At 30.3% G+C, this 25,669-nt stretch carries 22 protein-coding genes and 2 pseudogenes; 17 read left to right on the forward strand and 7 right to left on the reverse strand.

Annotated features, from left to right (window positions below):
• Nucleotides 1-96: 96 nt before the first annotated feature.
• The 6 genes from OLM55_RS11140 (at nt 97) to mnmE (ending at nt 6,767) form a co-directional block, all read left to right on the forward strand.
• Nucleotides 97-924: an S-adenosyl-l-methionine hydroxide adenosyltransferase family protein gene (locus OLM55_RS11140; protein WP_264558980.1), complete on the forward strand. Its 828-nt coding sequence runs from the start codon at nt 97-99 to the stop codon at nt 922-924.
• A 1-nt stretch (nt 925) separates the two neighbouring features.
• Nucleotides 926-1,222 carry a putative quinol monooxygenase gene (locus tag OLM55_RS11145; RefSeq protein ID WP_264558981.1) on the forward strand — a complete coding sequence of 99 codons (297 nt, stop codon included), beginning with the start codon at nt 926-928 and terminating at the stop codon, nt 1,220-1,222.
• A 91-nt stretch (nt 1,223-1,313) separates the two neighbouring features.
• Nucleotides 1,314-2,039, forward strand: a complete 726-nt coding sequence (gene gldF, locus OLM55_RS11150; RefSeq protein ID WP_264558982.1) for a gliding motility-associated ABC transporter permease subunit GldF — start codon at nt 1,314-1,316, stop codon at nt 2,037-2,039.
• Nucleotides 2,039-3,721 (forward strand): gliding motility-associated ABC transporter substrate-binding protein GldG, encoded by a 1,683-nt coding sequence (gldG, locus tag OLM55_RS11155; RefSeq protein WP_264558983.1) that lies wholly within the window; start codon nt 2,039-2,041, stop codon nt 3,719-3,721. Before gldF ends, gldG begins: the two co-directional genes overlap by 1 nt.
• Before the next feature lie 87 nt (nt 3,722-3,808).
• Nucleotides 3,809-4,927, forward strand: a complete 1,119-nt coding sequence (gene dnaN / locus OLM55_RS11160) for a DNA polymerase III subunit beta (RefSeq protein ID WP_264560623.1) — start codon at nt 3,809-3,811, stop codon at nt 4,925-4,927.
• 433 nt (nt 4,928-5,360) lie between these two features.
• Entirely contained in the window at nt 5,361-6,767 is a 1,407-nt protein-coding gene (gene mnmE / locus OLM55_RS11165; RefSeq protein WP_264558984.1) for a tRNA uridine-5-carboxymethylaminomethyl(34) synthesis GTPase MnmE, read from the forward strand.
• Nucleotides 6,768-7,081: 314 nt separating this feature from the next.
• Here mnmE and OLM55_RS11170 read toward each other — a convergent pair.
• Nucleotides 7,082-7,279, reverse strand: a pseudogene (locus tag OLM55_RS11170) (hypothetical protein); the annotation flags it as partial.
• A 349-nt stretch (nt 7,280-7,628) separates the two neighbouring features.
• On the opposite strand from OLM55_RS11170, the gene OLM55_RS11175 reads away from it, so the two are divergent.
• The 11 genes from OLM55_RS11175 (at nt 7,629) to OLM55_RS11225 (ending at nt 22,811) form a co-directional block, all read left to right on the forward strand.
• Nucleotides 7,629-8,261, forward strand: coding sequence for a hypothetical protein (locus OLM55_RS11175; RefSeq protein ID WP_319800095.1), 633 nt, complete (start codon nt 7,629-7,631; stop codon nt 8,259-8,261).
• 203 nt (nt 8,262-8,464) lie between these two features.
• The gene (locus tag OLM55_RS11180; RefSeq protein ID WP_264558987.1) at nt 8,465-9,529 is read left to right on the forward strand and encodes a hypothetical protein; all 1,065 of its coding nucleotides are present in this window, start codon (nt 8,465-8,467) and stop codon (nt 9,527-9,529) included.
• Between the two features lie 146 nt (nt 9,530-9,675).
• Nucleotides 9,676-12,093, forward strand: a complete 2,418-nt coding sequence (locus OLM55_RS11185; RefSeq protein WP_264558988.1) for a type I restriction-modification system subunit M — start codon at nt 9,676-9,678, stop codon at nt 12,091-12,093.
• A complete protein-coding gene (locus OLM55_RS11190; protein ID WP_264558989.1) occupies nt 12,084-13,280 on the forward strand; it encodes a restriction endonuclease subunit S in 1,197 nt (398 codons plus the stop codon). Before OLM55_RS11185 ends, OLM55_RS11190 begins: the two co-directional genes overlap by 10 nt.
• Before the next feature lie 59 nt (nt 13,281-13,339).
• A complete protein-coding gene (locus OLM55_RS11195) occupies nt 13,340-13,741 on the forward strand; it encodes a hypothetical protein (RefSeq protein ID WP_264558990.1) in 402 nt (133 codons plus the stop codon).
• Between the two features lie 27 nt (nt 13,742-13,768).
• Nucleotides 13,769-14,389 carry a hypothetical protein gene (locus OLM55_RS11200; RefSeq protein WP_264558991.1) on the forward strand — a complete coding sequence of 207 codons (621 nt, stop codon included), beginning with the start codon at nt 13,769-13,771 and terminating at the stop codon, nt 14,387-14,389.
• Nucleotides 14,390-14,464: 75 nt separating this feature from the next.
• On the forward strand, nt 14,465-14,953 hold the full coding sequence (locus OLM55_RS11205; protein ID WP_264558992.1) for a hypothetical protein: 489 nt from the start codon (nt 14,465-14,467) through the stop codon (nt 14,951-14,953).
• Between the two features lie 36 nt (nt 14,954-14,989).
• On the forward strand, nt 14,990-16,717 hold the full coding sequence (locus OLM55_RS11210) for a DUF262 domain-containing protein (RefSeq protein WP_264558993.1): 1,728 nt from the start codon (nt 14,990-14,992) through the stop codon (nt 16,715-16,717).
• A gap of 17 nt (nt 16,718-16,734) precedes the next feature.
• The gene (locus tag OLM55_RS11215; RefSeq protein ID WP_264558994.1) at nt 16,735-19,065 is read left to right on the forward strand and encodes a DUF262 domain-containing protein; all 2,331 of its coding nucleotides are present in this window, start codon (nt 16,735-16,737) and stop codon (nt 19,063-19,065) included.
• Nucleotides 19,058-22,093, forward strand: a complete 3,036-nt coding sequence (locus tag OLM55_RS11220; RefSeq protein WP_264558995.1) for a type I restriction endonuclease subunit R — start codon at nt 19,058-19,060, stop codon at nt 22,091-22,093. The genes OLM55_RS11215 and OLM55_RS11220 overlap by 8 nt, the downstream gene beginning before the upstream one ends.
• Nucleotide 22,094: 1 nt before the next feature.
• Nucleotides 22,095-22,811 (forward strand): M48 family metallopeptidase, encoded by a 717-nt coding sequence (locus OLM55_RS11225; protein WP_264558996.1) that lies wholly within the window; start codon nt 22,095-22,097, stop codon nt 22,809-22,811.
• Nucleotides 22,812-22,935: 124 nt separating this feature from the next.
• Here the strand turns inward: OLM55_RS11225 and OLM55_RS11230 are convergent.
• From OLM55_RS11230 to OLM55_RS11255, 6 genes and pseudogenes are all read right to left on the reverse strand, one after another.
• Nucleotides 22,936-23,001: pseudogene (locus tag OLM55_RS11230) on the reverse strand (transcriptional regulator); the annotation flags it as partial.
• 154 nt (nt 23,002-23,155) lie between these two features.
• Entirely contained in the window at nt 23,156-23,593 is a 438-nt protein-coding gene (locus OLM55_RS11235; protein WP_264558997.1) for a hypothetical protein, read from the reverse strand.
• Between the two features lie 17 nt (nt 23,594-23,610).
• Nucleotides 23,611-23,763 (reverse strand): hypothetical protein, encoded by a 153-nt coding sequence (locus OLM55_RS11240; protein WP_264558998.1) that lies wholly within the window; start codon nt 23,761-23,763, stop codon nt 23,611-23,613.
• Nucleotides 23,764-23,953: 190 nt separating this feature from the next.
• Nucleotides 23,954-24,616: a dual OB domain-containing protein gene (locus OLM55_RS11245; protein ID WP_264558999.1), complete on the reverse strand. Its 663-nt coding sequence runs from the start codon at nt 24,614-24,616 to the stop codon at nt 23,954-23,956.
• The gene (locus tag OLM55_RS11250; protein ID WP_264559000.1) at nt 24,613-25,089 is read right to left on the reverse strand and encodes a DUF488 family protein; all 477 of its coding nucleotides are present in this window, start codon (nt 25,087-25,089) and stop codon (nt 24,613-24,615) included. The genes OLM55_RS11245 and OLM55_RS11250 overlap by 4 nt, the downstream gene beginning before the upstream one ends.
• A 1-nt stretch (nt 25,090) precedes the next feature.
• Nucleotides 25,091-25,642, reverse strand: coding sequence for a DUF488 family protein (locus tag OLM55_RS11255; protein ID WP_264559001.1), 552 nt, complete (start codon nt 25,640-25,642; stop codon nt 25,091-25,093).
• Nucleotides 25,643-25,669: the final 27 nt, after the last annotated feature.

Raw genomic sequence — 25,669 nt, forward strand, 5'->3', positions numbered from 1 at the left:
TTTGAAATATTATTTATCTTATAAAAAACTATAAATGATGCTATTCAAATTTAAGCAAAACTATTTTTGATTTTAGAATAAGTTATAAACAAAAAAATGTCAATAATTACTTTAACTACTGATTTTGGATTAAAAGACCACTTTGTAGGTGCTTTAAAAGGAAAATTGATTTCTGGTTATAACGAAGCTAAAATTATTGATATTTCTCATAATATTGATTTATTCAATACTTTAGAAGCTAGTTATTGTATAGCAGCTGCTTATGATAGTTTTCCAAAAGGAACTATACACATTATTGGTGTAGATAGTGAGCGTACAAATGAAACCCAACATATTGCTATACAATGGGATGATCATTATTTTATTTGTGCAGATAATGGAATTTTAAGTACTCTTACGCAAAAAAAAGTAGCCCAAAAAATGGTTGCCATTAATATTCACGACCGATTGAATAAAGATGCTACCGATATGGATGTATTTGTTGCAGTTGCTTGTCATATAGCGCGTGGTGGATTGTTAAACGTTATTGGTAAAGAAATTAACGAACTCAAAAAAGTAAACGATTTAGTTGCAATTGTTTCAGACGATTTAACCATAATTAAAGGAAATATCGTTTATATTGATCATTTTGGTAATTGTGTTACCAATATTTCTAAAAAAATGTTTCAAGAAGTGAATAGAAATAGACCTTTTGAAATAAAATTCAACAACAAAAAAATAAGTACTATTAAAAATAATTTTTCTGATTTTAATACTACTGATAAATACACACTAAAAGATTTTGAAGGAGAAAAACTTGCCTTATTTAATGAAAATAATTTATTAGAAATCGCTGTTTATAAAAGTAACCCAAAAACTGTTGGTTGTGCTTCTACTCTTTTAGGTCTTAATTTCAGAGATGTAGTAACAATAGAATTTAAATAAAATGTTTGTACGAATTGTTAAATTGCGTTTTCACGAAGAAAACATTGCTGCTTTTTTAGAGAATTTTGAAGAAGTTAAAGATAAGATTAGAGGTTTTGATGGAAATTTATTTTTAGAATTATATCAAGACAAAAACGATAAAAGAACTTTTTTTACTTACAGTTATTGGGAAACTGAAGACCATTTGGAAAACTACAGAAATTCTGAATTATTTAAAGGTGTTTGGAGTTTTACCAAAGCTTTATTTAGCGATAAACCTGAAGCTTGGAGCGTAGATAAATTAGCAACTTTACATTAAACATTTGTTTAAAAAAAATGATTACTATATTTTTTATAAATTCGCAATTCAATTTAAGTAAACAATTGAACATATAAACAGTTAAACATAAATGAAAGCATTATTATTAAGAGAAATAAAATCCTTTTTTGGTTCGCCAATTGGTTATCTCGTAATTGCTATATTCTTATTACTTAATGGATTATTTCTATGGGTTTTTGAAGGAGATTTTAACATATTAAACTCTGGTTTTGCCGATATGAGTCCGTTTTTTAAACTTTCTCCATGGATTTTTACCTTTTTAATTCCTGCGGTAACCATGCGTTCTTTCTCAGATGAAAAGAAACAAGGGACTTTAGAATTACTTTTTACAAAACCCTTGTCGATTTGGGAAATTGTAAATGGAAAATTCTTAGGAGCTTTTATTTTAATTGTTTTAGCTATTGTTCCCTCAATCGTTTATGTTTTTGTAATTTCTTACTTTGGTTCGCCACAAGGAAATATTGATATGGGAAGTACGCTTGGTTCTTATTTCGGACTTTTATTTCTTATTGCAGCCTATACTTCAATTGGTATTTTTACTTCAACACTATCTGAAAATCAAATTGTTGCTTTTATTTTAGCTGTATTTTTATGCTTTGTATTTTATTTTGGTTTTGACGGAGTAGCTTCTTTATTTGAAAACAACAGTAAGTTAATTGCTTCATTTGGTATGGATTATCATTTTAAAAGCATGAGCCGTGGTGTAATTGATACTAGAGATATTACTTATTTTTTAAGTGTTACCCTTTTATTTTTATCGGCAACGGTTTATAAACTAAAATCTTTAAAAGCATAATGAAAGTAGCTAAAAAACAAAATATCAAACAACTTGTTCTTATAGCATTTGCATTAATTGCTATTAATATCATTGGAAATTATTTCTTTAAACGATTTGATTTAACTGAAGATAAACGTTATACTTTATCGCAAACTTCATTAAACATTATTAAAAGTGTTGATAGTCCGTTAATAATTGATGTTTTTTTGGAAGGAAATTTTCCGCCAGAATTTAAACGTTTACAAGACGAAACTAAACAATTATTAGAAGAATTTAGTGCTTATAATTCAAACATTATTTTTGAATTTGCTAATCCTATTGAAAATGAAGAAGAACGCGTTGCTGTAATGAAACAGTTTTATGAAAGAGGATTGCAACCGCTCAACATAACTGTAGAAAATAAAGGAAAACAATCTCAAGAAGTAGTTTTCCCTTGGGCAATTGCTTCTTATGGAGATAAGAGTACTAAAGTTAGTTTGTTAAAAAACTTAATGGGCGCTTCCACTGAACAAAAAGTAATTAGCTCAGTACAGCATTTAGAATTCGCTTTCGCGGAAGCTATTAATAAAATTTCAAAAGACAAACAAAAGAAAATTGCCGTTTTAAAAGGAAATGGTGAATTAGAAGATAAATACATTGCCGATTTCTTAAAAACAGTTAAAGAAAGCTATTATATAGGTCCGTTTACACTAGATTCTGTTGCAAAACAACCAACACAATCTTTAGAAGCTTTAAAAAAATATGATTTAGTTGTTATTGCTAAACCTACTGAAGTTTTTACTGAAGAAGAAAAACAAGTTTTAGATCAATATATTATTTCTGGAGGAAAAACACTTTGGTTGGTCGATGCTGTAAAGGCTGATATGGAAGAGATGTTTAATGAAACTGGAACTATTTTAGCACATCAAAGAGATTTAGGTTTAAACGATATGTTTTTTAAATACGGATTTAGAATTCATCCGTTATTGATTAAAGATGAACGTGCAACACCTATAAAACTTGCTACTGGCGAACAAGGAAGTGATACTGAGTTCCAACAGTATTTTTGGAAGTTTGCTCCTTTTATATATCCTGAAACTCAAAATCCAATAGTTAAAAATTTGGAAGGAATTAAATTTGAATTTACTTCTCCAATAGAATTATTGAACAATAAGATTAATAAAACGGTTTTATTGACTAGTTCTGAATATTCTAGACCAATAGGAACTCCCACCGAAGTTAGTTTAGCATCAGTTACTGAAGAAACAACACCAGAAGAATACCAAGGCAAAGGATTGCTTCCAGTTGCCGTTTTATTTGAAGGAAAGTTCAGTTCAATGTATACTAATAGGATTTTACCTTTTAAAGACAATAGTTATGTTGCAGAAGGTAATGCTTCAAAAATGATTGTGGTAAGTGATGGTGATATTATTAAAAATCAATTGGATCAAAACGGCCCTTTAGAACTTGGTTTTGACAAATGGACTAATAACCTATATGGCAATAAAGAGTTCTTGATGAACTGTGTAAACTACTTATTAGACGATACCGGACTTATTAACATTAGAAGTAAAGATGTAAATTTACCTCTTTTAAATAAAGAAAGAGTTTACCAAAATTATACCATGGCACAAGTGCTAACTATCGGGCTTCCAATGCTTATTTTAATAGTTTTTGGATTCCTTTTTACTTATTTAAGAAAAAGAATGTACACTAAATAGATGTTGATAAATAGTTTTTGCTATTTGAAGAGATTTAGAATATATTTGTGAAAATAAAATCATAAAAAGATTTTTAATATAAAGATGATGAAGTTTATAGTATCAAGTTCGTATTTATTAAAACAGCTACAAGTATTAGGAAGCGTTATTAATAGTAGTAATACGTTACCTATCTTAGATAATTTTCTATTTGAATTAGATAATAACGCGCTTACAGTATCTGCATCTGATTTAGAGACTACCATGTCTGCTACATTAGAAATAGATTCTACAAGTCAAGGTAGTGTTGCAATTCCTGCAAAACTACTATTAGATATTTTAAAAACATTTCCTGAACAACCTTTAACTTTTACCGTTGAAGAAAATAGTACAGTTGAAATTAGTTCAAACTCTGGTAAATATGCAATTGCGTACGCTCCAGGTGATGAATTTCCAAAAGCAGTAAGTTTAGAAGAACCTTCTACTACTCTAGTACCTGCTGAAGTTTTAGCAACTGCTGTAGGAAAAACAATATTTGCTGCTGGTAATGACGATTTAAGACCTGTAATGAGTGGAGTATTCTTTCAGTTTTCTCCAGAAGGATTAATATTTGTTGCTACTGATGCTCACAAATTAGTAAAATACGCACGTACAGATGTGAAAGCATCTCAAGTGGCTGATTTTATTATGCCTAAAAAACCTTTGAATATTTTAAAAGGAATCTTAGGTGCTTCTGATGCTGAAGTAAAAATTGATTATAACGATGCTAATGCTACTTTCTCTTTTGAGAACTATGTATTAACTTGTCGTTTAATTGATGGAAAATATCCAAATTATGAAGCGGTTATTCCAAAAGAAAATCCAAATAAATTATTAATCAATAGAACACAATTTTTAAGTTCGGTACGTCGTGTGGCTATTTTTGCTAACAAAACAACGCACCAAATTCGTTTAAAAATTGCTGGTACAGAATTGAATATTTCTGCTGAAGATATTGATTACTCTAACAAAGCTGATGAACGTTTAACTTGTGATTATCAAGGTGATGATATGCAAATTGGTTTTAACTCTCGTTTTTTAATTGAAATGTTAAACAACTTAACGAGCGATGAAATTCAATTAGAAATGTCTATGCCAAACAGAGCCGGAATCTTAACTCCTGTTGATGGATTAGATGATGGAGAAACTGTTACAATGCTTGTAATGCCTGTTATGCTAAATAGCTAGAAAATATAGAGACTTAAGGTAACACTTATTCTCATACAATTATAACCAACCTTAACTACTAAAAACCGCAAAACTGTTTCAGTTATCTGCGGTTTTTTATTTATTATCAACCTACATTTTTTTCATTAGTTTCACTCTGTTTGGCTTTGCCTCGAGTCCATACTTAAGGAAGAATCTTTACTTGTTTTTTTTGTTCTTGAGAATATTCTTGAACTTAATTTTTCAAACACATAGGCACATCGTTTTTTTGAACGCTGATTAAGCAGATTGACTTTGTCAAACACAGAGAAACACAGATTTTTTCCTACACTATTGTTATTCTGAGGTAAGGAAGAATCTCACTTTAATTGTTCTTGAAATTGAATTTGATTTTTGAATTTGAAATTGAAAGGAATTTTCTTTCGTATATTTGCATTCTTAAAATGTAAACCAAATGATTAACCAAGAAACCATTGTTGCTTTAGCTACTCCTTCTGGAGCAGGAGCTATTGCTGTTATTAGATTATCTGGACAAAATGCAATAACTATTGCTGCAGATGTTTTTCAATCGGTTTCTGGGAAAGATATTACTCAACAGAAAACCCATACTATTCATTTAGGACATGTGGTTGATGGTGCTAAAACCTATGATCAGGTTTTGCTTTCACTTTTTAAAGGTCCGAATTCTTATACGGGTGAGAATGTAGTAGAAATATCATGTCACGGTTCAACATTTATTCAGCAACAAATTATTCAGTTACTGCTTCGTAAAGGCGCTAAAATGGCTCAAGCGGGTGAATTTACCTTGCGTGCTTTTTTAAACGGTAAACTGGACTTGTCGCAAGCGGAAGCTGTGGCGGATTTAATTGCAAGTGATAATGAGGCGAGTCATCAAATTGCGATGCAACAAATGCGTGGTGGTTTTAGTAATGAGATTGCTAAACTGCGTCAGGAATTGTTGAATTTTGCCTCGTTGATTGAATTGGAACTTGACTTTGCGGAAGAGGATGTTGAGTTTGCCGATAGAACTGCTTTTAAGGAATTATTAGAGCGTATTGAATTTGTATTGAAACGCTTGATTGATTCGTTTGCGGTGGGTAATGTTATTAAAAATGGTATTCCGGTGGCTATTGTGGGTGAACCTAATGTGGGTAAATCTACTTTATTGAATGCTTTATTGAATGAGGAACGTGCTATAGTTTCTGATATTGCAGGAACTACTCGTGATACTATTGAAGATGAATTGGTTATTGATGGTATTGGCTTTCGTTTTATTGATACTGCTGGAATTAGAGAAACTAAAGACGTTGTGGAAAGCATTGGTATTCAAAAGACGTTTGAGAAGATAGAGCAAGCACAGGTGGTACTTTTTATAATTGATAGTTTACAATTGATAAATGATAATGGTAACAGTGTTAAAATTGAGATTGAGAAAATAAAAAATAAATTCCCACTAAAACCACTTATCGTTGTATTAAATAAAATTGACAAATTGAATACTGAAGAACGTATTCAGTTCGATAATCAATTGGCGATTATTAATTATCCATTATCAATTGAAATATCTGCCAAACAAAAAGAAGGTATTGATGCATTGAAAAACGAATTGCTTTCGTTTGTAAATACGGGTGCTTTGCGTAATAATGAAACGATAGTGACGAATACACGTCATTATGATTCGTTATTGAAGGCTTTAGAAGAAGTGCAAAAAGTAAAGTATGGTATTGAAAGTAATACCTCATCTGACTTTATTGCCATTGATATTCGACAAGCTTTGTACTATTTTGGTGAAATTACTGGAGAAGTTACCAACGACGAACTTTTGGGTAATATTTTTGCTAATTTCTGTATTGGTAAATAGTATGTTTTATTAAACACATAGGTACATAGGTTTTCTTTTTTTTAGTAAAGGCGCTTTGCTTGATGTAAGTTTACATAGTTTGTGGAGTTTTCTTCGACTGTGATGGATAGGACAATGGTTATAGTAATGGTTTGTTTTTGCTTCTTTTTATTGCTTGTATGTACTAAGTATCTTCTTAGTATGTACTAAGTATCTTCCTAGTATCTTCCTAGTATCTTCCTAGTATCCTCTTAATAACTTCTTAATAACTTCTTCGTGTTTTTTTAGTATGTACTGAGTTTAAGCTATTTTTTTAAAGCCGTTTATTTGTAGATTTATTTGATGTATGGGTGTATTTCATCTTCTGGGATGCCCATGTATTGAGAAAATTCTTTGATTGTAATTACTTGGTGTTTCTTTTTTCTGAGATGGTCTTTAATGTCGTTGATGATGTTGCGTGCTTGACGGTCGCTTTTACCTGTAATAAACATTACATCTGTAGTTGTGATGCAAATTCTTTTCATTTGAATGGCTTTTACTTTTTGTTGTTGTTACTTGTTTTGGCTTCATATAATTTAGTTTTTTTTAGTTTGTTTTTTGGTGGTTTTATTTCTAATTCCTGTACTAAAATACGTTTTTTTTTCTTAGAAAAAAAGTGCAAAAACGGAAATTTTAAGCGGAATTATTCACAATCGGAAATACTGGTTTTCAGCACTTTAGCCTTTTTTATATCTTTAACTATTATTAATTTAAAACCATAATACAATGGCAAAAAACAGTAGTTTATTTAAGATTGAAGGTACATTAGACAATGTAACTTTTTACAAGAGTGCAGATGGTTATTTTGTGCGCAAAAAAGGGGGTGTTAGCAAGAACAGGATTATGAATGATCCTGCGTTTGTGCGTACGCGAGAAAATGGTAGTGAATTTGGCAGAAGTGCTAGTTCTGGTAAATTGTTACGAGATGCGTTGAGTAGTTTTGTTTTTAAGGCTAAGGATGCGAAATTATCGAGTAGGTTGATGAAAGTGATGTCGGATGTTAAGAATCAGGATTTGGTTTCGTTGCGTGGGGAACGTAATGTGGTTGAAGGATTGGCTACTGTGACAGGTAAGGCTTACTTGAAGGGTTTTGATTTTAACAATCGTGCTACGTTGAGGAGTGTTTTTTATAGTCCGTATACGGTTGATGTGGCTACTGGGGAGATTTCTATTGTGGATATGAAACCGAATGAGCAAATTCGTTTTCCTGAGGGTGCTACTCATTTTAGTTTGCAAAGTGGTTTTGCGAATTTAGATTTTAGTACAGGGATAAGTGCTATTAGTTATAGTGCGGTTACTAATTTGCCTATTGATGGAACTGTTTCTACTGTTACTTTAACACCAAGTAGTGTTCCTACAGGTAGTGGAACTGGTTTTGTTGTTTTGCTTGTTGAGTTTTTTCAGGAAGTTAACGGACAACAATATGCTTTAAACAATGGCGCTTATAATGTGCTGAATATTGTAGAGGTGGTTTAGTGTTTTACCTTTAGTTTAAAGGGTACTTTAGTGTTCAAAGTAAGATACTCTTTTAAGAAAAGCTCTGCCCGTAGTGGTGGGGCTTTTTTTTGGTTTAAGGGCGTTGACTATTTATTGTTGATAAAATGGTTGATAAATTGTACTGATGCTTGAGAACGACAGGAAAAATAAATATATAATTTTAGTTATTTAATTTTCATTTTATGGCTATTATTAAGAAAAAAGACAAGCACCCGTTGGCAATTAATATACTTAAATTGCAGCGCTATAATTTTACATTTTTAAGTTGTGAGGAAGTTGTTTTATATGAATATTTAATTGTTAAAGCAATAGCTTTTAAACAGAAACCTTTTTACCATAGTAGTGAAACTATTTTTAATGAAACTGGCGTAAAGAAACATTCTTTGCATAGTATTTTGAAACGGTTTCAAGAATTAGGATATGTTTCTATTGAGGTAAAAGGGATGCCAAGAGTTAAACATTTTACAATTCATTTTCCAAAAATAGTTGCCGATTTTCCCTTTATTTACCAATTAGAAGAAAACGGAAAGCCATTGTATGAATTTAGACAACTATTAACTGAATTCTTTCAACCATTAGTTGAAAACTACCAAGAAAAGTATATTAATAAGAATAATAAAGAAGAAAATAAAAAAGAAAAAAAAGATACGTTATCAGAAGTGGAAACAAATCTCTCTCTTTTTGATGCTGTTTTAGCTGTTTTAAAAACAAAATTTAATTTAAAAGCTATTCAATATCATTATACCGACGAAGCTGTTTTAAAAGCATTTGAATTATATTCTATTGAAGAATTAGAATACTATATGACTCTTTATTTTAATGAAAAGAAAAGCAATACGTTAAAGAGCTTTTTAAAATTTGAAAGCCCTACTTCTACCCGATTGATTTATATTGAAGAAACCAAACGAGATGAGATAGCGTATTTGAATACCTATACTGAAAAACTGCAAGACATTTATAATAATCGTATAAGAATGTTTAATGAGGATAAAAAAAATAAAAGAGGGAAAAGTGAAACGAAACTTATTTTTAATGACAATATTAAAATTAAACTGAAAGAAGCATTGGAAGTATTTGGTGAAAAAGGAGTTGAACATGCTTTTATGGCTTATACTGATGCTGTTTTAAAAGGTAATTTGAAACCTGAAAAGTTTATGCCTTATTTTTTATCTAAAAGTTATGGTGAGTTTAATGTTATTGAAAACCAATTGGATTATTTTAACTTAGAGTATGGATGGAGTAAATAAAATATGCCTTTACGGAAAACCGTAATGTCTTTTTAAATGGTTCGTGTACATTTACACTACTCTACTTTTTATACAAAACAGGTGTTTTTCCTGTTGTCTTATTGAGTAAAAATGGGTAAGTTTGAACAATACACAAAACAAATAAAATGGCAATTAAAAAATCAGAATTATACAGCTCATTATGGGCAAGTTGTGATGAATTACGAGGCGGAATGGACGCCTCTCAATATAAAGATTATGTACTAACCTTACTCTTTGTAAAATATGTTTCTGATAAATACGGGAATAAAAAAGACAGTTTAATTGAAGTTCCAGTTGGTGCTTCTTTTGAAGATATGATTGCTTTAAAAGGAAAATCAGATATTGGAGAACAAATTAATAAGAAAATATTAAAACCGCTATTCGCAGCTAATGGATTAGAAGGTTCTATTGAACTGGCTGATTTTGATGATGACGACAAATTAGGAAGTGGCAAAGAGAAAATAGATTTGTTAACCAACTTGATTGCTATTTTTGAAAACCCAGGACTTAACTTCAAAAATAACCGTGCGGAAGATGATGACATTTTAGGAGATGCCTACGAATTCTTAATGCGTCACTTTGCTACAGAATCGGGGAAAAGTAAAGGACAATTTTATACGCCTTCTGAAGTTTCTAGAATTTTAGCCAAAGTAATAAGTGTAGAAAAAGCCGACAAACCTTCGTTTACGGTATATGACCCAACATGTGGTTCGGGTTCGTTGTTGTTGAAAGTAGTAGATGAATCTAAAAAAGGCTTGACCATTTACGGACAAGAAAAGGACATTGCTACCAAAGGTTTAGCCATTATGAATATGTGGTTGCACGGACATCCTGAAGCGGAAATTGCTGGTAAAAACACGATTGCCGATCCACAACATAAAACTGATGGAAAACTGAAACGTTTTGACTATGTAGTTGCCAATCCACCGTTTTCGGTAAAGAACTGGAGTAATGGTATTGTTCCTATGGATGATGAATTCAACCGTTTTAGAGGCTATGGTGTTCCACCCGATAAAAATGGAGATTATGCCTTTTTGTTACACATTATTGCATCGCTAAACAGTACAGGAAAAGGAGCGGTTATTTTACCGCATGGCGTACTGTTTAGAGGAAATGCTGAAGCCGAAATTCGTAAAAACATTATTGACCGCAAACTGATTAAAGGAATTATTGGTTTGCCTGCCAACTTGTTTTATGGAACCGGTATTCCGGCTTGTATTATTGTAATTGACAAAGAAGACACCGAAAACCGCAAAGGTATTTTTATGATAGATGCATCTAAAGGGTTTGCTAAAGACGGCAACAAAAACCGTTTGCGAGAACAAGACATTCATAAAATTGTAGATGTTTTTAATAACGAAAGAAAAGTAGAAAAGTTTGCTCGTTTTGTACCTTTTGAAGAAATAGAAAAAAACGAATACAACCTGAACATTCCGCGTTATATAGATACACAAGAAAGTGAAGATATACAAGATTTGTTTGCCCATTTAAACGGTGGCATTCCGAAACGCGATGTGGATGATTTACAAGCGTTTTGGGAAGTATATCCTAATTTGCAAAAAGATTTATTTAAACCGTTTTCGGAAAACTATTTGCAATTAACGGTTGCTCCTAGCGCAATTAAGGAAACCATTTTTTCGCATCCTGAATTTAAAGCTTACAGTATGTTATTAGAGAAAACATACGAAAGTTGGAAAACTAAAATCTATAGTTTACTCACGGATATTTTGGTGGAAACGGCTCCAAAAAAATTCATACACACGCTTTCGGAAGCTTTGTTGCAAGAATATAAAGGCAAGGCTTTGGTAGATAATTATACCATTTACCAACATTTGATGCAGTATTGGGAAGATACCATGAAAGATGATGTGTATTTGGTGGTAGAAGATGGTTGGCAAGCCAAAGTGAAACGAGTGATTGAAAAAAACAACAAAGGCAAAGAAATTGACAAAGGTTGGACTTGTGATTTGATACCCAAAGAATTGGTCATTGCTACCTATTTAGCCAAAGAACAACAAGCCGTACAAGACAAACAAGCCGAAATTGAAACCCTACAAGCAGCATTTGCTGAACTGGAAGAAGAACACACGGGTGAAGAAGGTCTATTAGCCGATGCTACTAACGACAACAATAAAATTACCAAAGCCACTGCTACGAAACGCTTGAAAGAAATTAAAAAAGATACAAGCGAAAAAGAAGCGGTTGCTCTATTAGAACAACTATTAGATTTATTTGAAAAAGAAGCCAAAGCCAAAAAAGAACTAAAAACGTTAGAACTGCAATTAGACCAACTGACTTTACAACAATTTGGCAAACTCACCGAAGCCGAAGTAAAAACCTTGGTAGTAGATGCCAAATGGTTGACGACGATACAAGCCAACATACAAACCGAGATTGATGCCATAAGCCAACGCTTAACGGGAAGAGTAAAAGAATTAGCTGAACGCTATGCCACTACATTGGTAGCTCTTAACCAAAGCACCAAAACCCAAGAAGAAAAAGTGTTGCAACATTTACATAAAATGGGATTGGTATGGAAGTAAAGAACGGATATAAACAAACGGAAATTGGGGTTATTCCTAGTGATTGGTTAGACTTAACTTTTAAAGATATTTGTTGGGTTAATCAAGGATTGCAAATACCTATATCACAACGGAATAAATATCCAAATGTAAACTCAAAACCTTACATAACTATTCAGTATTTAAATGACGGTAAACAAATAGAATATATAGATGATTATGTTTCATCTGTTTGTTGTGAAAAAGATGATATTTTAATGACTCGAACGGGAAATACTGGGATAGTTGTTTCTGGAGTTGATGGCGTTTTTCATAATAATTTTTTTAAAATTAATATAGATAGAAAAAAAATCAATAAAGACTTTATAATATACTATTTAAATCAACCACGAACTAAAAAAATAATTCTTGCTAAAGCTGGTACAAGCACAATACCTGATTTAAATCATAGAGACTTCTATTCTTTAAAAATTCCCTTACCACCAACCCTAAAAGAACAAACCGCCATAGCCACTGCTTTATCCGATACCGATGCTTGGATAAACAGTTTAGAACAACTGCTTACTAAAAAACGCCAAATCAAACAAGGGGCTATGCAAGAATTGTTGCAGCCTAAAGAAGGTTGGGAAGTTAGTACTATAAAACAAGTAGCTAATTTTAGAAGAGGAAGTTTTCCACAACCTTACGGTTTGGATAAATGGTATGATGATTATAACGGAATGCCTTTCGTACAAGTTTATGATGTAGATGATAACAAAAAACTGAAAGTTGATACAAAAAGAAAAATCAGCATTGCAGGTTCAAAATTTAGTGTTTTTGTTGAAAAAGGTTCAGTGATAATAACCATACAAGGTTCAATTGGTAGAATTGCCATTACACAATATGATGCTTACGTTGATAGAACTTTATTAATTTTTGAAAGTTTTAATGTCAAATTTGATAAGTATTTCTTTGTTACAATGATTGAATTACTTTTTGAAAAAGAAAAAGAAAAAGCTCCAGGAGGTATAATAAAAACCATTACTAAAGAGGCTTTATCTAGTTTTGAAATTACTTATCCTGATTTTGAAGAACAAACCCGCATTGCTACGATTTTAAGCGATATGGATGAAGAAATAGGGCAATTAGAAAGCAAATTAGAAAAAGCCAAGCAATTGAAACAAGGGATGATGCAGGAGTTGTTGACGGGTAGGATTAGGTTGGTTTAAGTATGAATTATGAGTTATGAGTTATGAGTTATGAATTATGAATTTTAAAAAAAATAAATATGGCAACAACAATTCACAAGGGTAATTCTACTATGAGTAGTACTATTCTATTTTCATTTGATGGAAAACATGTTTTTAATGGCAACTCTTCTATGAGCAGTAACATTCTTTACACCTTTGATGGAAAGTATGTGTTCAAAGGAAATTCTACCATGAGTAGCAACATTCTTTATACTTTTGATGGAAAGCACATTTATAAAGGCAACTCTACTATGAGTAGCAACATTCTTTACACTTTTGATGGAAAGCATATTTATAAAGGAAATTCTACCATGAGTAGTAACATTCTTTACACGTTTGATGGTAAAAATTTCTATAAAGGAAATTCTACTATGAGTAGCAATATTGTATTAACAGTTAGTGGTCATTTTTCCATGGGTATTTTTCCTGTGATATTGTAAAAATAAAGAACTCTTAATACAATAGTTATGCCATGTAATCACAAATTTATCGAAGATTTAAATTTAGAAAATTTAGATTTTGCACCCACTACTTTAATTGTAGGTACTTTTAATCCTGCTTGGCCAGAAGGCAATAAGGCTGAATGGTTTTATGGGAGAATAGATAATAACTTCTGGGATGTTTTGCCAAGACTTTATGGGAAAGAAAGTATGCGATGTTCTAACCCTTCTGAATGGAAACAATTTTGTAAGGAAAACAAGATTGCCATTACCGATTTAATTGAAACCATAGTAGATGCCGATGAAGAAAATAAAAATCATATTGCGCTCTTAAAAACTTTTTCAGATAAAAATATTGCCAATGAGTTTACAAAGCAAAAATTAGTAGATATTGTTGACCTGTTAAAAAGAAACCCCACTATAAAGAATATTTATTTTACAAGAGGTATTGGAGAAACCTTTTGGAAAAGAAGTTGGAAACCAATTAAAGCGTATTGCGATTCAAAAAAATATAAATGTGAGACGTTATTAACTCCATCGGGTTATGCTTTTTATCAACAAGCTAAATACAATAAAAAGAACATTGAAAACTCATTAAATCTTGAGGATTTTATTTTAAAAGAATGGAAAGCAAAGTGGCATTTTTAAATAAATAATTATGGCAAAAATCAATCAAATCAACCAAGTGCTTCAATAGTATTTTAAAAAAAAATATAAAAATAAATGAAAAACTCAAAACCCTTTAGCCTTCTTTTAGACATCTATTACAAAGAATGTGCTATTTTATATGATGTGGTCAAAAGCCTTTTAAAATATCCAAGCATTCAACCTAATGCTGATTTAGAAGGAAAGCTTTATGCTAGTGCTTTTGCTTCAATTTGCAGTCAGTTTCTTGAAGTAACACAAGATATGCATCCTCATGAAGATTTTTCATTATTTGTAGAAGCAATGGAATTTAAAAAAGAAGATTTTGAGTTTTTTAAAAAAGGGCTTTCTACTGAAACGTTAGATTATGTTCCTGAAAGTTTTGATGAATTGGTTTTTGTTATTTTGCAAGATTATCAAAAAACAATTAAAAAGGATTTGAGAAAAGTGTATCAAACGGATGAAAAGCTAGCAGCTTTTTTTTGTGCTATTTTTACTTTTGACAATACCGATTATATGCCAGAAATGACAATGGATAGTATTGATTTTTTTAGGGAATTTAAGTAAGAATACTGAATAAACTTCATATAAAATATTTATAACATGAATAAAAACCTTGATTTATTACCTATTACAGAATTGCTAAACAAAAACTTTTATGTGCCTTCATACCAACGCGGTTATCGATGGACTAAAAAGGAAGTTAAGGCATTACTAGATGATATTTTGCAATTTTTTCTTGAAAGTCAAGATCGATCAAGTGAGGCTTTTTATTGTTTGCAACCTTTAGTAGTTACCAATAGCGAAGGTAAATGGGTTTTAGTTGATGGTCAACAACGATTAACAACGATTTATTTAATTCTTAGATATTTAAAAGCTGGTATGGAGTTTTTAGGTAAACAAACTTATAGTATTACTTATGAAACTCGTATAGATAGTGAAGAGTTTTTAAAGACAATGGATAGGGAGAAAAGGTATGAAAATATCGATTACTTTCATATGTCAGAAGCTTATGATGCTATAGAGCAATGGTTTGGAGAGCATGATGGTAGTTACAAAAATGCCATTTTAAACACATTACTTAACGATAGAGCAATAGGTAAAAACGTTAAAATTATTTGGTATGAGATTAGTGAAAAAGATGAAGTAGATATTTTTACACGAATTAATATGGGAAAAATTCCATTAACTAATGCTGAATTAATAAAAGCCCTTTTTTTAAGTAAAGACAATCTTAATTTACCAGATATTGAGCAATTCTATTTAAAACAAATAGAGATTGCTAGTGAGTGGGATAAAATAGAAAACACATTACAAGACGATAATTTTTGGTATTTTATACATGATAATGAAACAAAATATGATACTAGAATTGAATTTATTTTTGATTTAATAAAAGATAAAAAAACTTTTCATGATGATTATTATACGTTTGTTAAATACCAAGAAGAACTCATTGATAAAAAAAATAGTCCTAAAATATGGCTTTCAGTTAAAGAATACTTTATGAAACTAGAAGAATGGTATACTGATAGAACATTATATCATTTGATAGGTTTTTTAATAACAACAGGGACAAAAGTTAATGAGCTTTTTGATAAATCTTTAGAGTTATCTAAAATAGAGTTTAAAAATTTATTATATAAAAAAATTAAAGCCAAATTTAAAGGAGTTGAACTAGATGAATTAGTCTATGGTGATGGACATATAAAAAATATTTTATTATTATTTAATATTGAAACAATGTTACAAAATATTAAATCTAATAGCAGGTTTCCATTTGATGAGTATAAAAAAGAAAATTGGGATATTGAACATATAAGTTCTGTAATGTCTGATATACCATCATTGAAACAAAGTAAGAATTGGTTGCATAATATATTGGAGTATTTTACAGGAAATACAGTATTAGACTTTGTTCAGACAGATACAGACGAAGCAAATGAAATGGTTAAAAGTGTAAAGAAACTTTTAATAAATGATAATTATACTTTAGAGGAGTTTACAAAAGTTTACAATAAAGTAATTTCATATTTTAAAGAAGATTATCAAACGAAATCTGACAGTAATACAAGTTTTACAAATACTATTTCTAATTTAACATTATTAGATTCACATACCAATAGGAGCTATAAAAATGCTGTTTTTCCTGTAAAAAGAAAACGAATTTTAAATAATGATATGGACGGCTATTTTGTGCCTTTATGTACAAAAAACGTTTTTTTAAAATGTTATTCTGAAAAATTAGATGGCATGTTATTTTGGCAAAAAAGTGACGCTAATAACTATTTAGAAAACATAAAAAAAACACTAAAAGTTTATTTTAACTAACCTAAAAATTTAAATTAATGAACCAAATAATAAATACAAATACAGGTGAACAATTAAACTTTTTTGATTTATTTAGAAAAAAAAATTACATTATAGAAATACCAATTATTCAAAGAGACTATGCACAGGGTAGAATTAATAAAATAAAAATTAGGAATACTTTTATTGATGCATTGTATTATCATTTAAAAGAAAATAAAAATGTTGATTTAGATTTTGTCTATGGAAGTGTAATTGGTCAAACAAGTGGTATTGCTAAATTTGTTCCTCTAGACGGTCAACAGAGATTAACAACGCTATTTTTATTGCATTGGTATTTAGCTAATAAAGATGGAAGAGTTGATCAATTTCAAGAACATTTACTTTTGGATGATAAATCAAGATTTACCTATGAAACAAGGACAAGTTCTCGTGAATTTTGTAATTCATTAGTAAAATTCAATTTAAATTTATCTGAGTTACTCCCATCTGATGAAAATGAAAACAATAGTCTTTCTAAAACTATTAGAAATACTTCATGGTATTTTCTATTTTGGGATAACGATCCATCTGTTAAAGGTATGCTAACCATGTTAGATACAATACATAATAAATTTAAGTTGGAAACTAACTTTTATGATAAGTTAGTAAATGATGTTAATCCTATCATAACATTTCAATTTTTAAATCTTCCGCTTTTAAAAATGACTGATGATTTATATATAAAAATGAATGCAAGAGGTAAAGCATTAACAGATTATGAAAATTTTAAAGCTCAATTTGAAAAGTTTTTAGAAGCAAAACATCCTCAATTTAAAAAAGAATTTTCAGATAAAATAGATGGACAATGGTGTGATTTATTTTGGGATTATTCAGTTAATAATTCTCAAAAAGCAACGTATACAATTGACCAACGTATACTTAGGTTCTTTAGTTATATATCTGAAATGTTGTTTTATAAACAATCACAAGACGATACTTCTGATTTTGACTTCAATAATTTCAAGATTATTGAACAAGTTTTTGAAAATGAAAGTAATTTAATATTCTTAATTAAATCTTTCGATTTGTTTTCAGTTAAATCATCTTTAAATTTTAGAACTGAAATTGATGTTTTTTTTACTACATTATTTTCAAAAGTTTATGAAGATAAAAAAGTTGCTTTATTTGAGAATAACATAAACTTGTTTGAAAAATTAATAAATAACACTGGTGGTATTGATAGTAAAGAAAAATTAATATTATTTTCTGTAATAAACTATATGATTAATTCCAACCATACTAATCTTATAATAACTGATAATTTTAGATTTTATATAAGAATTTGTAGAAATTATATTTTAAAGTTTATCCAAAAAGGGAACAGAACACAAAAAGATATTTATGTACCAGAGCTAAGAACTTCATCTTTTCCTGATATTATAGCTACATTAATAACAATTTATGAAAGTGATCATATTTATGAAAAATTACATGAAAAATTAGACAACATTAAGCTTAAAAGAAATTTTCAAGATGAAATATTTAAAGCAAATTTAATAGCTAATAATAAAGAGCTTCTAGAATGTATTCATCAATTAGAAGATCATCAATATTTAAAGGGGAACTTGCATAATTTTGAAGATTTAATAAAAGATAAAGATGATTTAGTTGAATTAACTATTCATTTTTATCAAATATTTGGTGAGCTTACAGATGGGCTTATTTCAAGAAGTTTATTGGCAGTAGATGATTATAGTATAAAAATTGGTGATTGTTATTTTGGTAGTTTATGGCTTTTTGGAAAAAAAGATAATTGGAATAGAATATTAACCGATAAAGAAAATAGTGAAAAATTAAAACCTATTTTTAAAAAATATTTTGATTATCTAAAAAATTCTCAAGAATCTGATATTAAAGATAAATTAAAGTCTATAATAAAACATGGTATTAGCAAGAATGATCAACCTGAATGGATAAATTTATTACTTAAACACAATAAAGCTATGATTTCAAAAAAAGGTATTTTTTCGTTTAGAAATGATACTGATTTTACAATTGATAAATTAGATGGAACGTCGCTTCAAAGTGCTCATATTAATTGTTTTGTTGATGCTGTAATTAATTCTAATAAAATCACAACAAAAGTATCAAAAGACTGCAAAGCTCGAGATATTGAAGAAACTTTTATTATTCTAAAAAAAGGTATGTATATGTATGTAGATGATAAACGATGGTATATAAATGCTAAATCAACTGATGTTAGTGATTTAGTACAAAAATTTAAGTTAGAACAAATAGATGATAAAAAAGAATATTACCTTGACCCAACAGAAGATAAAGACTTTGTAGAAGTTGCAATTGAATTTATAAATAAAGTGTATGAATAACATAGGTAAATCAGAACGTGAAACCCAAAACCGTATAGTTGCACTTTTTAAAAATGAGTTAGACTATGATTATTTAGGCAATTGGGAAGACCAACAAAGAACGCAACCTGTTGAAGAAAACTTGTTGTTGGATTTTTTAATCCATACGCAAGGTTATTCTGAGCTTGTTGCAAAAAAAGCAGTTCAAGAACTTGTAAAAGCGGCTACTAACTTAACCAGTGGTTTGTATGATGCCAATAAAGAAGTTTATAAACTGTTGCGTTATGGGGTTTCGGTGCGTGAAGAATTGGGAGAGTTAAAAGAACGTGCTTGGTTTATCAATTGGAAGGAGCCTTTTAAGAATCATTTTGCTTTTGCAGAAGAAGTTACCGTTTTAGGGAAACATTCTAAGCGTCCTGATATCGTTATTTATGTTAATGGTATTGCTCTAGGTGTTTTAGAGTTAAAGCGTAGTAAAGTGGGTGTTAGTGAGGGTATTCGTCAAAACTTAGACAATCAAAAAGCTCTTTTCATTGAAAAGTTTTTTACCACAATGCAATATGTATTTGCAGGAAATGATACACAAGGTTTACGTTATGGAACTATTGAAACTACTGAAAAATACTATTTACAATGGAAAGAAGAGTCTGATAAAACTTTTGATTACACCTTAGACAAACATTTGTATTTAATGTGTCAAAAAGAACGTTTTTTAGAATTGATACATGATTTTATAGTATTTGATAAAGGAACTAAAAAACTATGTCGTCCTAATCAATTTTTTGGTATTAAAGCAGCTCATACTAATGTACGAACCAAACAAGGAGGAATTATTTGGCATACACAAGGAAGTGGAAAGAGTTTGACCATGGTATGGCTAACCAAATGGATTAGAGAAAATGTAGATAATAGTCGTATTTTAATCATAACAGATCGAGAGGAATTAGACGACCAAATTGAAAAGTTATTTATTGGTGTTGATGAGAGTATTTATAGAACTAAAAGCGGTAAAGATTTAATAAGTACTTTAAATAGTACTAGTCCTTGGCTGATTGGAAGTTTGGTACATAAGTTTGGTAGAAATTCTGAAGAAGGAGATTTTGAAGGCTATATTGAGGATTTAAAAAAACATTTGAGTGTTGATTTTAAAGCCAAAGGAAATATTTATGTCTTTGTAGATGAATGTCATAGAACGCAATCGGGAAAATTGCATGATGCGATGAAACTATTATTACCTGATGCCTTATTTATTGGTTTTACAGGTACTCCCCTATTGAAAAAAGATAAACAGAAAAGTATAGAGGTTTTTGGCCCTTATATTGGGGATCCTTATAAGTTTGATGAAGCAGTAGCAGATGGTGTGGTTTTGGACTTATTGTATGAAGCACGAGATGTGGAACAGTTTGTAACCGACCAACAAAGTATTGACCAATGGTTTGATGCTGAAACGAAAGGATTGACTGATGCTGCCAAGGTAGATTTAAAAAGAAAATGGGGAACCATGCAAAAGGTATTGGGTTCTAAATCGCGTTTAGAAAAAATAGTTTTTGACATTATTAAAGACTTTAAAATAAAACCGAGAATTTCAACAGGTGAGGGAAATGCCATGTTGGTTTCTAGTAGTGTTTACAATGCTTGTAAATATTATGAATTATTTCAAAATGCAGGATTTAAAGAGTGTGCTATTATTACTTCTTACAATCCACATCATGGAGATATTAAAGGAGAGGAAACAGGAGAAGGCACTCCTACAGAGAAGCTTTTGAAATATGAAGTGTATCAAAAAATGTTGAATGGTAAATCTACTGAAGAGTTTGAACAAAATGCCAAAACGCAATTCATCAAAGAACCAAATAAAATGAAATTGTTGATTGTGGTAGATAAACTATTAACTGGTTTTGATGCTCCTTCAGCTACTTATTTGTTTATAGATAAATCGATGCAAGACCATGGTTTATTTCAAGCCATTTGTAGAGTAAATCGTGTAGATGATGATGGTAAAGATTATGGCTATATTGTTGATTATAAAGATTTATTTCATAGTTTAAAAAAATCAATTACCGATTATACTTCTGGGGCTTTTGATGAATATGATTTAGATGATGTAAAAGGATTGCTTTCTGATCGATATGAAGTTAGCAAAGAACGATTAGAAAACGCTTTGGAAACCGTTATTGCTTTATGCGAACCTGTACACCCACAAGACGAGCCTCATTTTATCAGATACTTTTGTGGTAATACTGAAATTGCAAGTGATATTAAAGATACAGAAGAAAGGAGAGTTACTTTGTACAAATCGGTTGTATCATTAATTAGAGCTTATGCAAATGTGGCTAATGAAATGCATAAAATGGGATATACTGAAGAAGAGGCGGAAAAAATAAAAGTACAAGTTCAATTTTATTCAGACATTAGAGAAACTATAAAAAGAGCCAGTGGTGATTATGTAGATTTGAAACAATTTGAACCTGGAATGCGTCAGTTAATGGATATGTATTTAGATGCTAAAAGCAGTCAAAAAATATCAGATTTTGAAAACAAGTCATTAGTTGATTTAATCTTACATGTTAGTGAACCAACAGAAGAGTCTTATGGTAATAAAAAACATCAAGAGGCAGTTGCTGAAACCATAGAAAATAATGTTAGAAAAGTAATTATTGAAGAAAGTCAAACCAATCCGAAGTATTATGAAAAAATGTCTAGACTATTAGATGAACTCATAAGACAACGAAAAGAAGAAGTTATTGCCTATAAAGAATATTTAGATAAGATTAGAGCATTAGCTGGTGATGTTTCTAGTCCTATGACTACTACGGATTATCCAACTTCATTAAACTCTAATGCCAAAAGAGCTTTGTTTGATAATCTTGAAGGTAATGAAATACTAGCTTTAGCCTTAGATAATGTTATAAAGACTAATAAATTAGATGGTTGGCGTGATGGTGGAATTAAAGAAAAAAAGTTAAAAATTGCTATTAATGAAATTATCAAAGATGACGAGACAACTGCTCTGATTATGGAAATAGTAAAAGCACAAAATGAATATTAAGATGGAAACTTTAACTATATCCAATCTTACTATTGATATCGTTCGTAAGGATATTAAAAATATGCATTTAGCGGTTTATCCTCCTAACGGTAGAATTCGATTATCAGCTCCAGAAAAAACGGATAGCGAAATGATGCGTTTGTTTGCTATTTCAAAAATAGGTTGGATTAAAAAACATATTAAAAATTTTGCAGCTCAACCCAGAGAAACTGCACGCGAATTTATAACGGGTGAAAGTCACTATTTTCAAGGTAAAAGATTCTTATTAAAAGTTATTGAACAAGAGGTTTCTCCTAAAGTTGAAATAAAAGGAACCAAAAATATTGTTCTATATGTTAAACCCAATACTTCGACTGATAAAAAAGGGAAAATATTAAAAGAATGGCATAGAGAACAAATGAAAATACAAGTGCCTGAAATTATTGCTAAATGGGAAAAGGTTATTGGGGTACAATCAAATGATTGTGTCATTAAGCAAATGAAAACGAAATGGGGTTCTTGTAATATAGAAGCTAAAAGAATTTGGTTGAATTTAGAATTGTCAAAAAAACCAGTAATTTGTTTAGAGTATATTATTGTACATGAATTAGTTCATTTACTAGAACGTAATCATAATGATAAATTTGTAGCTTATATGAATCAGTTTATGCCTAAATGGAGAATGCATAGAGATGAATTGAATGCTTTACCTGTTGCCCATAATGATTGGGGGTATTGATTTATTTATAAATACTAGTTACTGTTTTTCTAATGGAATATACAAATCATTTGACAACCCATTTTTAATTTATAAAAATGTGTACTATTACATTTTGATTATACCTCATTTGTTCCATTCTTTATTTAATTGCTTCAATTGGATCTGGTAATCCAATAGGGAAATGTTCATTTTCGTATTGGTCAATCAAAGTTATTGTTTTACTCTGTCAAAGCATAGCGGAGTGTTGTAAAATTTAATTTAAGACAAAAGATCACAATTACAAAAAGGCTCATGAATTTTAGAAGAAAATAAGAGAGTATACTATTGTTTAAGTCATTACTAACTGCTGTTAGCAGAGGTTGTTATTTTGGGATATTTTTGAACATATCATTTATCACATTATCAACAGCTTTTCGGTGATTTGGATTTTCATTATATTCTTTCAAAGATTGTTCTCTTATTTGGTTTTGTAATCTTGCTTTTTCTCTAATTTCAGAATCAATACTATTGTCATTTATGTCTATTTCTCGAGTCCCTCTTCCTCCATTTTCAGTTCTAAAACTATATAAAACTTTATTTGAAATATTTTTCTTTTCAGGTTTGTTAAAAAAGAGATTATTCGATACATTATATGAAATATAGATTGTTATAAACTGAAGTAGTAACAGCCAAGACATAAAAACTTGTAGAATTGTAAATATTGAGATTAATACAATTGCTGTATTTCTACTGTTTTTGCCAAACATTGCTGCAATTTGTATTGCAATAAAAATTCCAATTTGGTATAATATAACTGCCATATTTATTAACTATTTGTTTAAGCGAATGCTTTTCTAATTAGCCAAATTCCTAAAACAAGTACTAATACTGGAACAATTAATTGCGCAATATGTTCACCATTATATCTTGAAATTGTTAATAATGAACCACACGTTAAAAAGGCGCCTAAAATAAATTTTATGATTTTCATGATTTTTAATTTTATGTTATTATTTTCTCGAATTCTATTGCAATATCTACTAACGTTTTGCAGCTAAAAGAAGTGGCGATTTCGAATCACTTCATTGTCAACCAAGTACAAACTTTGATAGAAGTACAAAGCTTGATTTAACCACTAAACCGCCACTTTTGGGTAGGTGCTGTTAGGGTGCGTTTTTCTTCTAAAACGGTAAGTCGTCATCTTCAATTGAACTTTCTCCTAAGTCGTACCAACCTGAAAGTTGAAGCCAACATTTAGGTTGCTCCCCTTCATTAAAAGCTTTCCATCTTGCAAGTGAAACTCGAATTAAAGTTCCGGCAGGTATAACATCAACTGGGTTTTCTGTTCCTTTAAATTTTAAACTACGCCAACCATTTATTGAAGGATATTGATACCTAATTCCTTGATAGTCTTTTCGCTTTAAACCTTTGTCGCTTATCCAAAAACCAACACTATGGTTTGGAATGCCTCCATTTTTATCAATATAGCCACTTCCACTTTGAGTCCATTGAATAAATTTATCAAATAGTTCATCTGGGTGACCACTCCATATTGGAATGTTTCGCTTTTCAATAAAATCTTTGATTGTTATACCATCCTTTAAATTTCCTTTGCGAACTCTATTTTTAACTAAAATATCTTCAACGTGAGGTGGTGTATTATTAGGTCTCTCTTCAAATTCTATTTCCCAAGCTTGTTTTGGTTCTAAGTCAGTATTTTCTGGTTGATTATTACCATTTTCATCCATTAATCTAACATACCTACCGCTTAGTGTTAAACCACCAACACAAACTTGATTATTATTCATTTTTGTCTTTGACAAAATTAAAACGATGTCTTTCATAGGTGAGTAATTTTATATCCGAGTTTTTCCAATTTGTCAGTCACTATTGACCTATGACAAGCTTCTGGCTTTTCTTCAACGCAAAATAAAACTACTCTATTTGCATCCACTTCATCTAACTTGTCAATAAAAGAATCCAAATCAAATTTGTTTAAAATTCTGTCTTTGTAGGCAATCGTAAAAACCTGACCCAATTTGTTACGGTCACGCTTTAACTCTCCTTTTTGATTGTCCGCTTCTTTTTGAAGGTCTCTTATTTCGCTTGTTGGTGCAAGTTCCATAATGTGACCGTATTTAATATCAAGGTCATTCAATTTCTGTTGAAGCCTATTACTATTAACAAAAGCATATTGTGAACCTCTAACTCCTCTACGTTGCCTGATGTCACAAAAGGTGTCAATGTTGTTTTCTGTCAGCTTTTTAAAGTATTCTTGTTCAGTTGAGTTATAAACTCCTATTGTAAAAAATTCCATTTTAATATGATTTTCGTGATGTGAAGTCAATTTCATTACCAAAAAGGTCAACCGTTCCCTTTCCTTTGGTTAATTCTGCCATAACCACCTCTTGTGATTTAACTAATTTGTCAGAAACTATATGTTTCAAGGATATTTTCTTTTTAAGCAATTCTTGACCAATTAGTTTACTTCTATGGCATTCTTCTGGCTTTGATTCACTACACATAATTGCAAGCTTAATATGCTTTTCATTTGCAGTTGTCAATCTTTCCAGTCCTTCTTTGAAAAAGTCTTTTTCTTTAATAAGGTCATAAACAACTTTTCCATTATAGTCATAACAGCTCCTATCTTCGGGAAGACCTCCTAAGGTGTCTCCAACAAAAACATATTTAATATCATTTTCTTCAAGTTTGAACTTTAATTCATTTTGATTGAATTGTGGATTCCACTTTGAAAACGGTTTAGACCGAATGTCAAGCAGAAATTGTACTTCAAATGTTTTGAGTTCCTTGATGAAGTCCTCAATCTTTTTGTTTCCGTGTCCTATTGAATATATTGTCGTCTCGTTCATATTTCAAATTTACGATTTTTTGTCGGT

It is taken from the genome of Flavobacterium sp. N2270 (genome assembly GCF_025947225.1).
GTDB lineage: Bacteria > Bacteroidota > Bacteroidia > Flavobacteriales > Flavobacteriaceae > Flavobacterium.

Excerpts from the sequence above, each read along its gene's own strand:
- OLM55_RS11140 (WP_264558980.1), top strand. The coding sequence starts at position 97 with ATGTCAATAATTACTTTAACTACTGATTTTGGATTAAAAGACCACTTT.
- OLM55_RS11145 (WP_264558981.1), top strand. The coding sequence starts at position 926 with ATGTTTGTACGAATTGTTAAATTGCGTTTTCACGAAGAAAACATTGCT.
- gldF (WP_264558982.1), top strand. The coding sequence starts at position 1,314 with ATGAAAGCATTATTATTAAGAGAAATAAAATCCTTTTTTGGTTCGCCA.
- gldG (WP_264558983.1), top strand. The coding sequence starts at position 2,039 with ATGAAAGTAGCTAAAAAACAAAATATCAAACAACTTGTTCTTATAGCA.
- dnaN (WP_264560623.1), top strand. The coding sequence starts at position 3,809 with ATGAAGTTTATAGTATCAAGTTCGTATTTATTAAAACAGCTACAAGTA.
- mnmE (WP_264558984.1), top strand. The coding sequence starts at position 5,361 with ATGATTAACCAAGAAACCATTGTTGCTTTAGCTACTCCTTCTGGAGCA.
- OLM55_RS11175 (WP_319800095.1), top strand. The coding sequence starts at position 7,629 with ATGAATGATCCTGCGTTTGTGCGTACGCGAGAAAATGGTAGTGAATTT.
- OLM55_RS11180 (WP_264558987.1), top strand. The coding sequence starts at position 8,465 with ATGGCTATTATTAAGAAAAAAGACAAGCACCCGTTGGCAATTAATATA.
- OLM55_RS11185 (WP_264558988.1), top strand. The coding sequence starts at position 9,676 with ATGGCAATTAAAAAATCAGAATTATACAGCTCATTATGGGCAAGTTGT.
- OLM55_RS11190 (WP_264558989.1), top strand. The coding sequence starts at position 12,084 with ATGGAAGTAAAGAACGGATATAAACAAACGGAAATTGGGGTTATTCCT.
- OLM55_RS11195 (WP_264558990.1), top strand. The coding sequence starts at position 13,340 with ATGGCAACAACAATTCACAAGGGTAATTCTACTATGAGTAGTACTATT.
- OLM55_RS11200 (WP_264558991.1), top strand. The coding sequence starts at position 13,769 with ATGCCATGTAATCACAAATTTATCGAAGATTTAAATTTAGAAAATTTA.
- OLM55_RS11205 (WP_264558992.1), top strand. The coding sequence starts at position 14,465 with ATGAAAAACTCAAAACCCTTTAGCCTTCTTTTAGACATCTATTACAAA.
- OLM55_RS11210 (WP_264558993.1), top strand. The coding sequence starts at position 14,990 with ATGAATAAAAACCTTGATTTATTACCTATTACAGAATTGCTAAACAAA.
- OLM55_RS11215 (WP_264558994.1), top strand. The coding sequence starts at position 16,735 with ATGAACCAAATAATAAATACAAATACAGGTGAACAATTAAACTTTTTT.
- OLM55_RS11220 (WP_264558995.1), top strand. The coding sequence starts at position 19,058 with ATGAATAACATAGGTAAATCAGAACGTGAAACCCAAAACCGTATAGTT.
- OLM55_RS11225 (WP_264558996.1), top strand. The coding sequence starts at position 22,095 with ATGGAAACTTTAACTATATCCAATCTTACTATTGATATCGTTCGTAAG.
- OLM55_RS11235 (WP_264558997.1), bottom strand. The coding sequence starts at position 23,593 with ATGGCAGTTATATTATACCAAATTGGAATTTTTATTGCAATACAAATT.
- OLM55_RS11240 (WP_264558998.1), bottom strand. The coding sequence starts at position 23,763 with ATGAAAATCATAAAATTTATTTTAGGCGCCTTTTTAACGTGTGGTTCA.
- OLM55_RS11245 (WP_264558999.1), bottom strand. The coding sequence starts at position 24,616 with ATGAAAGACATCGTTTTAATTTTGTCAAAGACAAAAATGAATAATAAT.
- OLM55_RS11250 (WP_264559000.1), bottom strand. The coding sequence starts at position 25,089 with ATGGAATTTTTTACAATAGGAGTTTATAACTCAACTGAACAAGAATAC.
- OLM55_RS11255 (WP_264559001.1), bottom strand. The coding sequence starts at position 25,642 with ATGAACGAGACGACAATATATTCAATAGGACACGGAAACAAAAAGATT.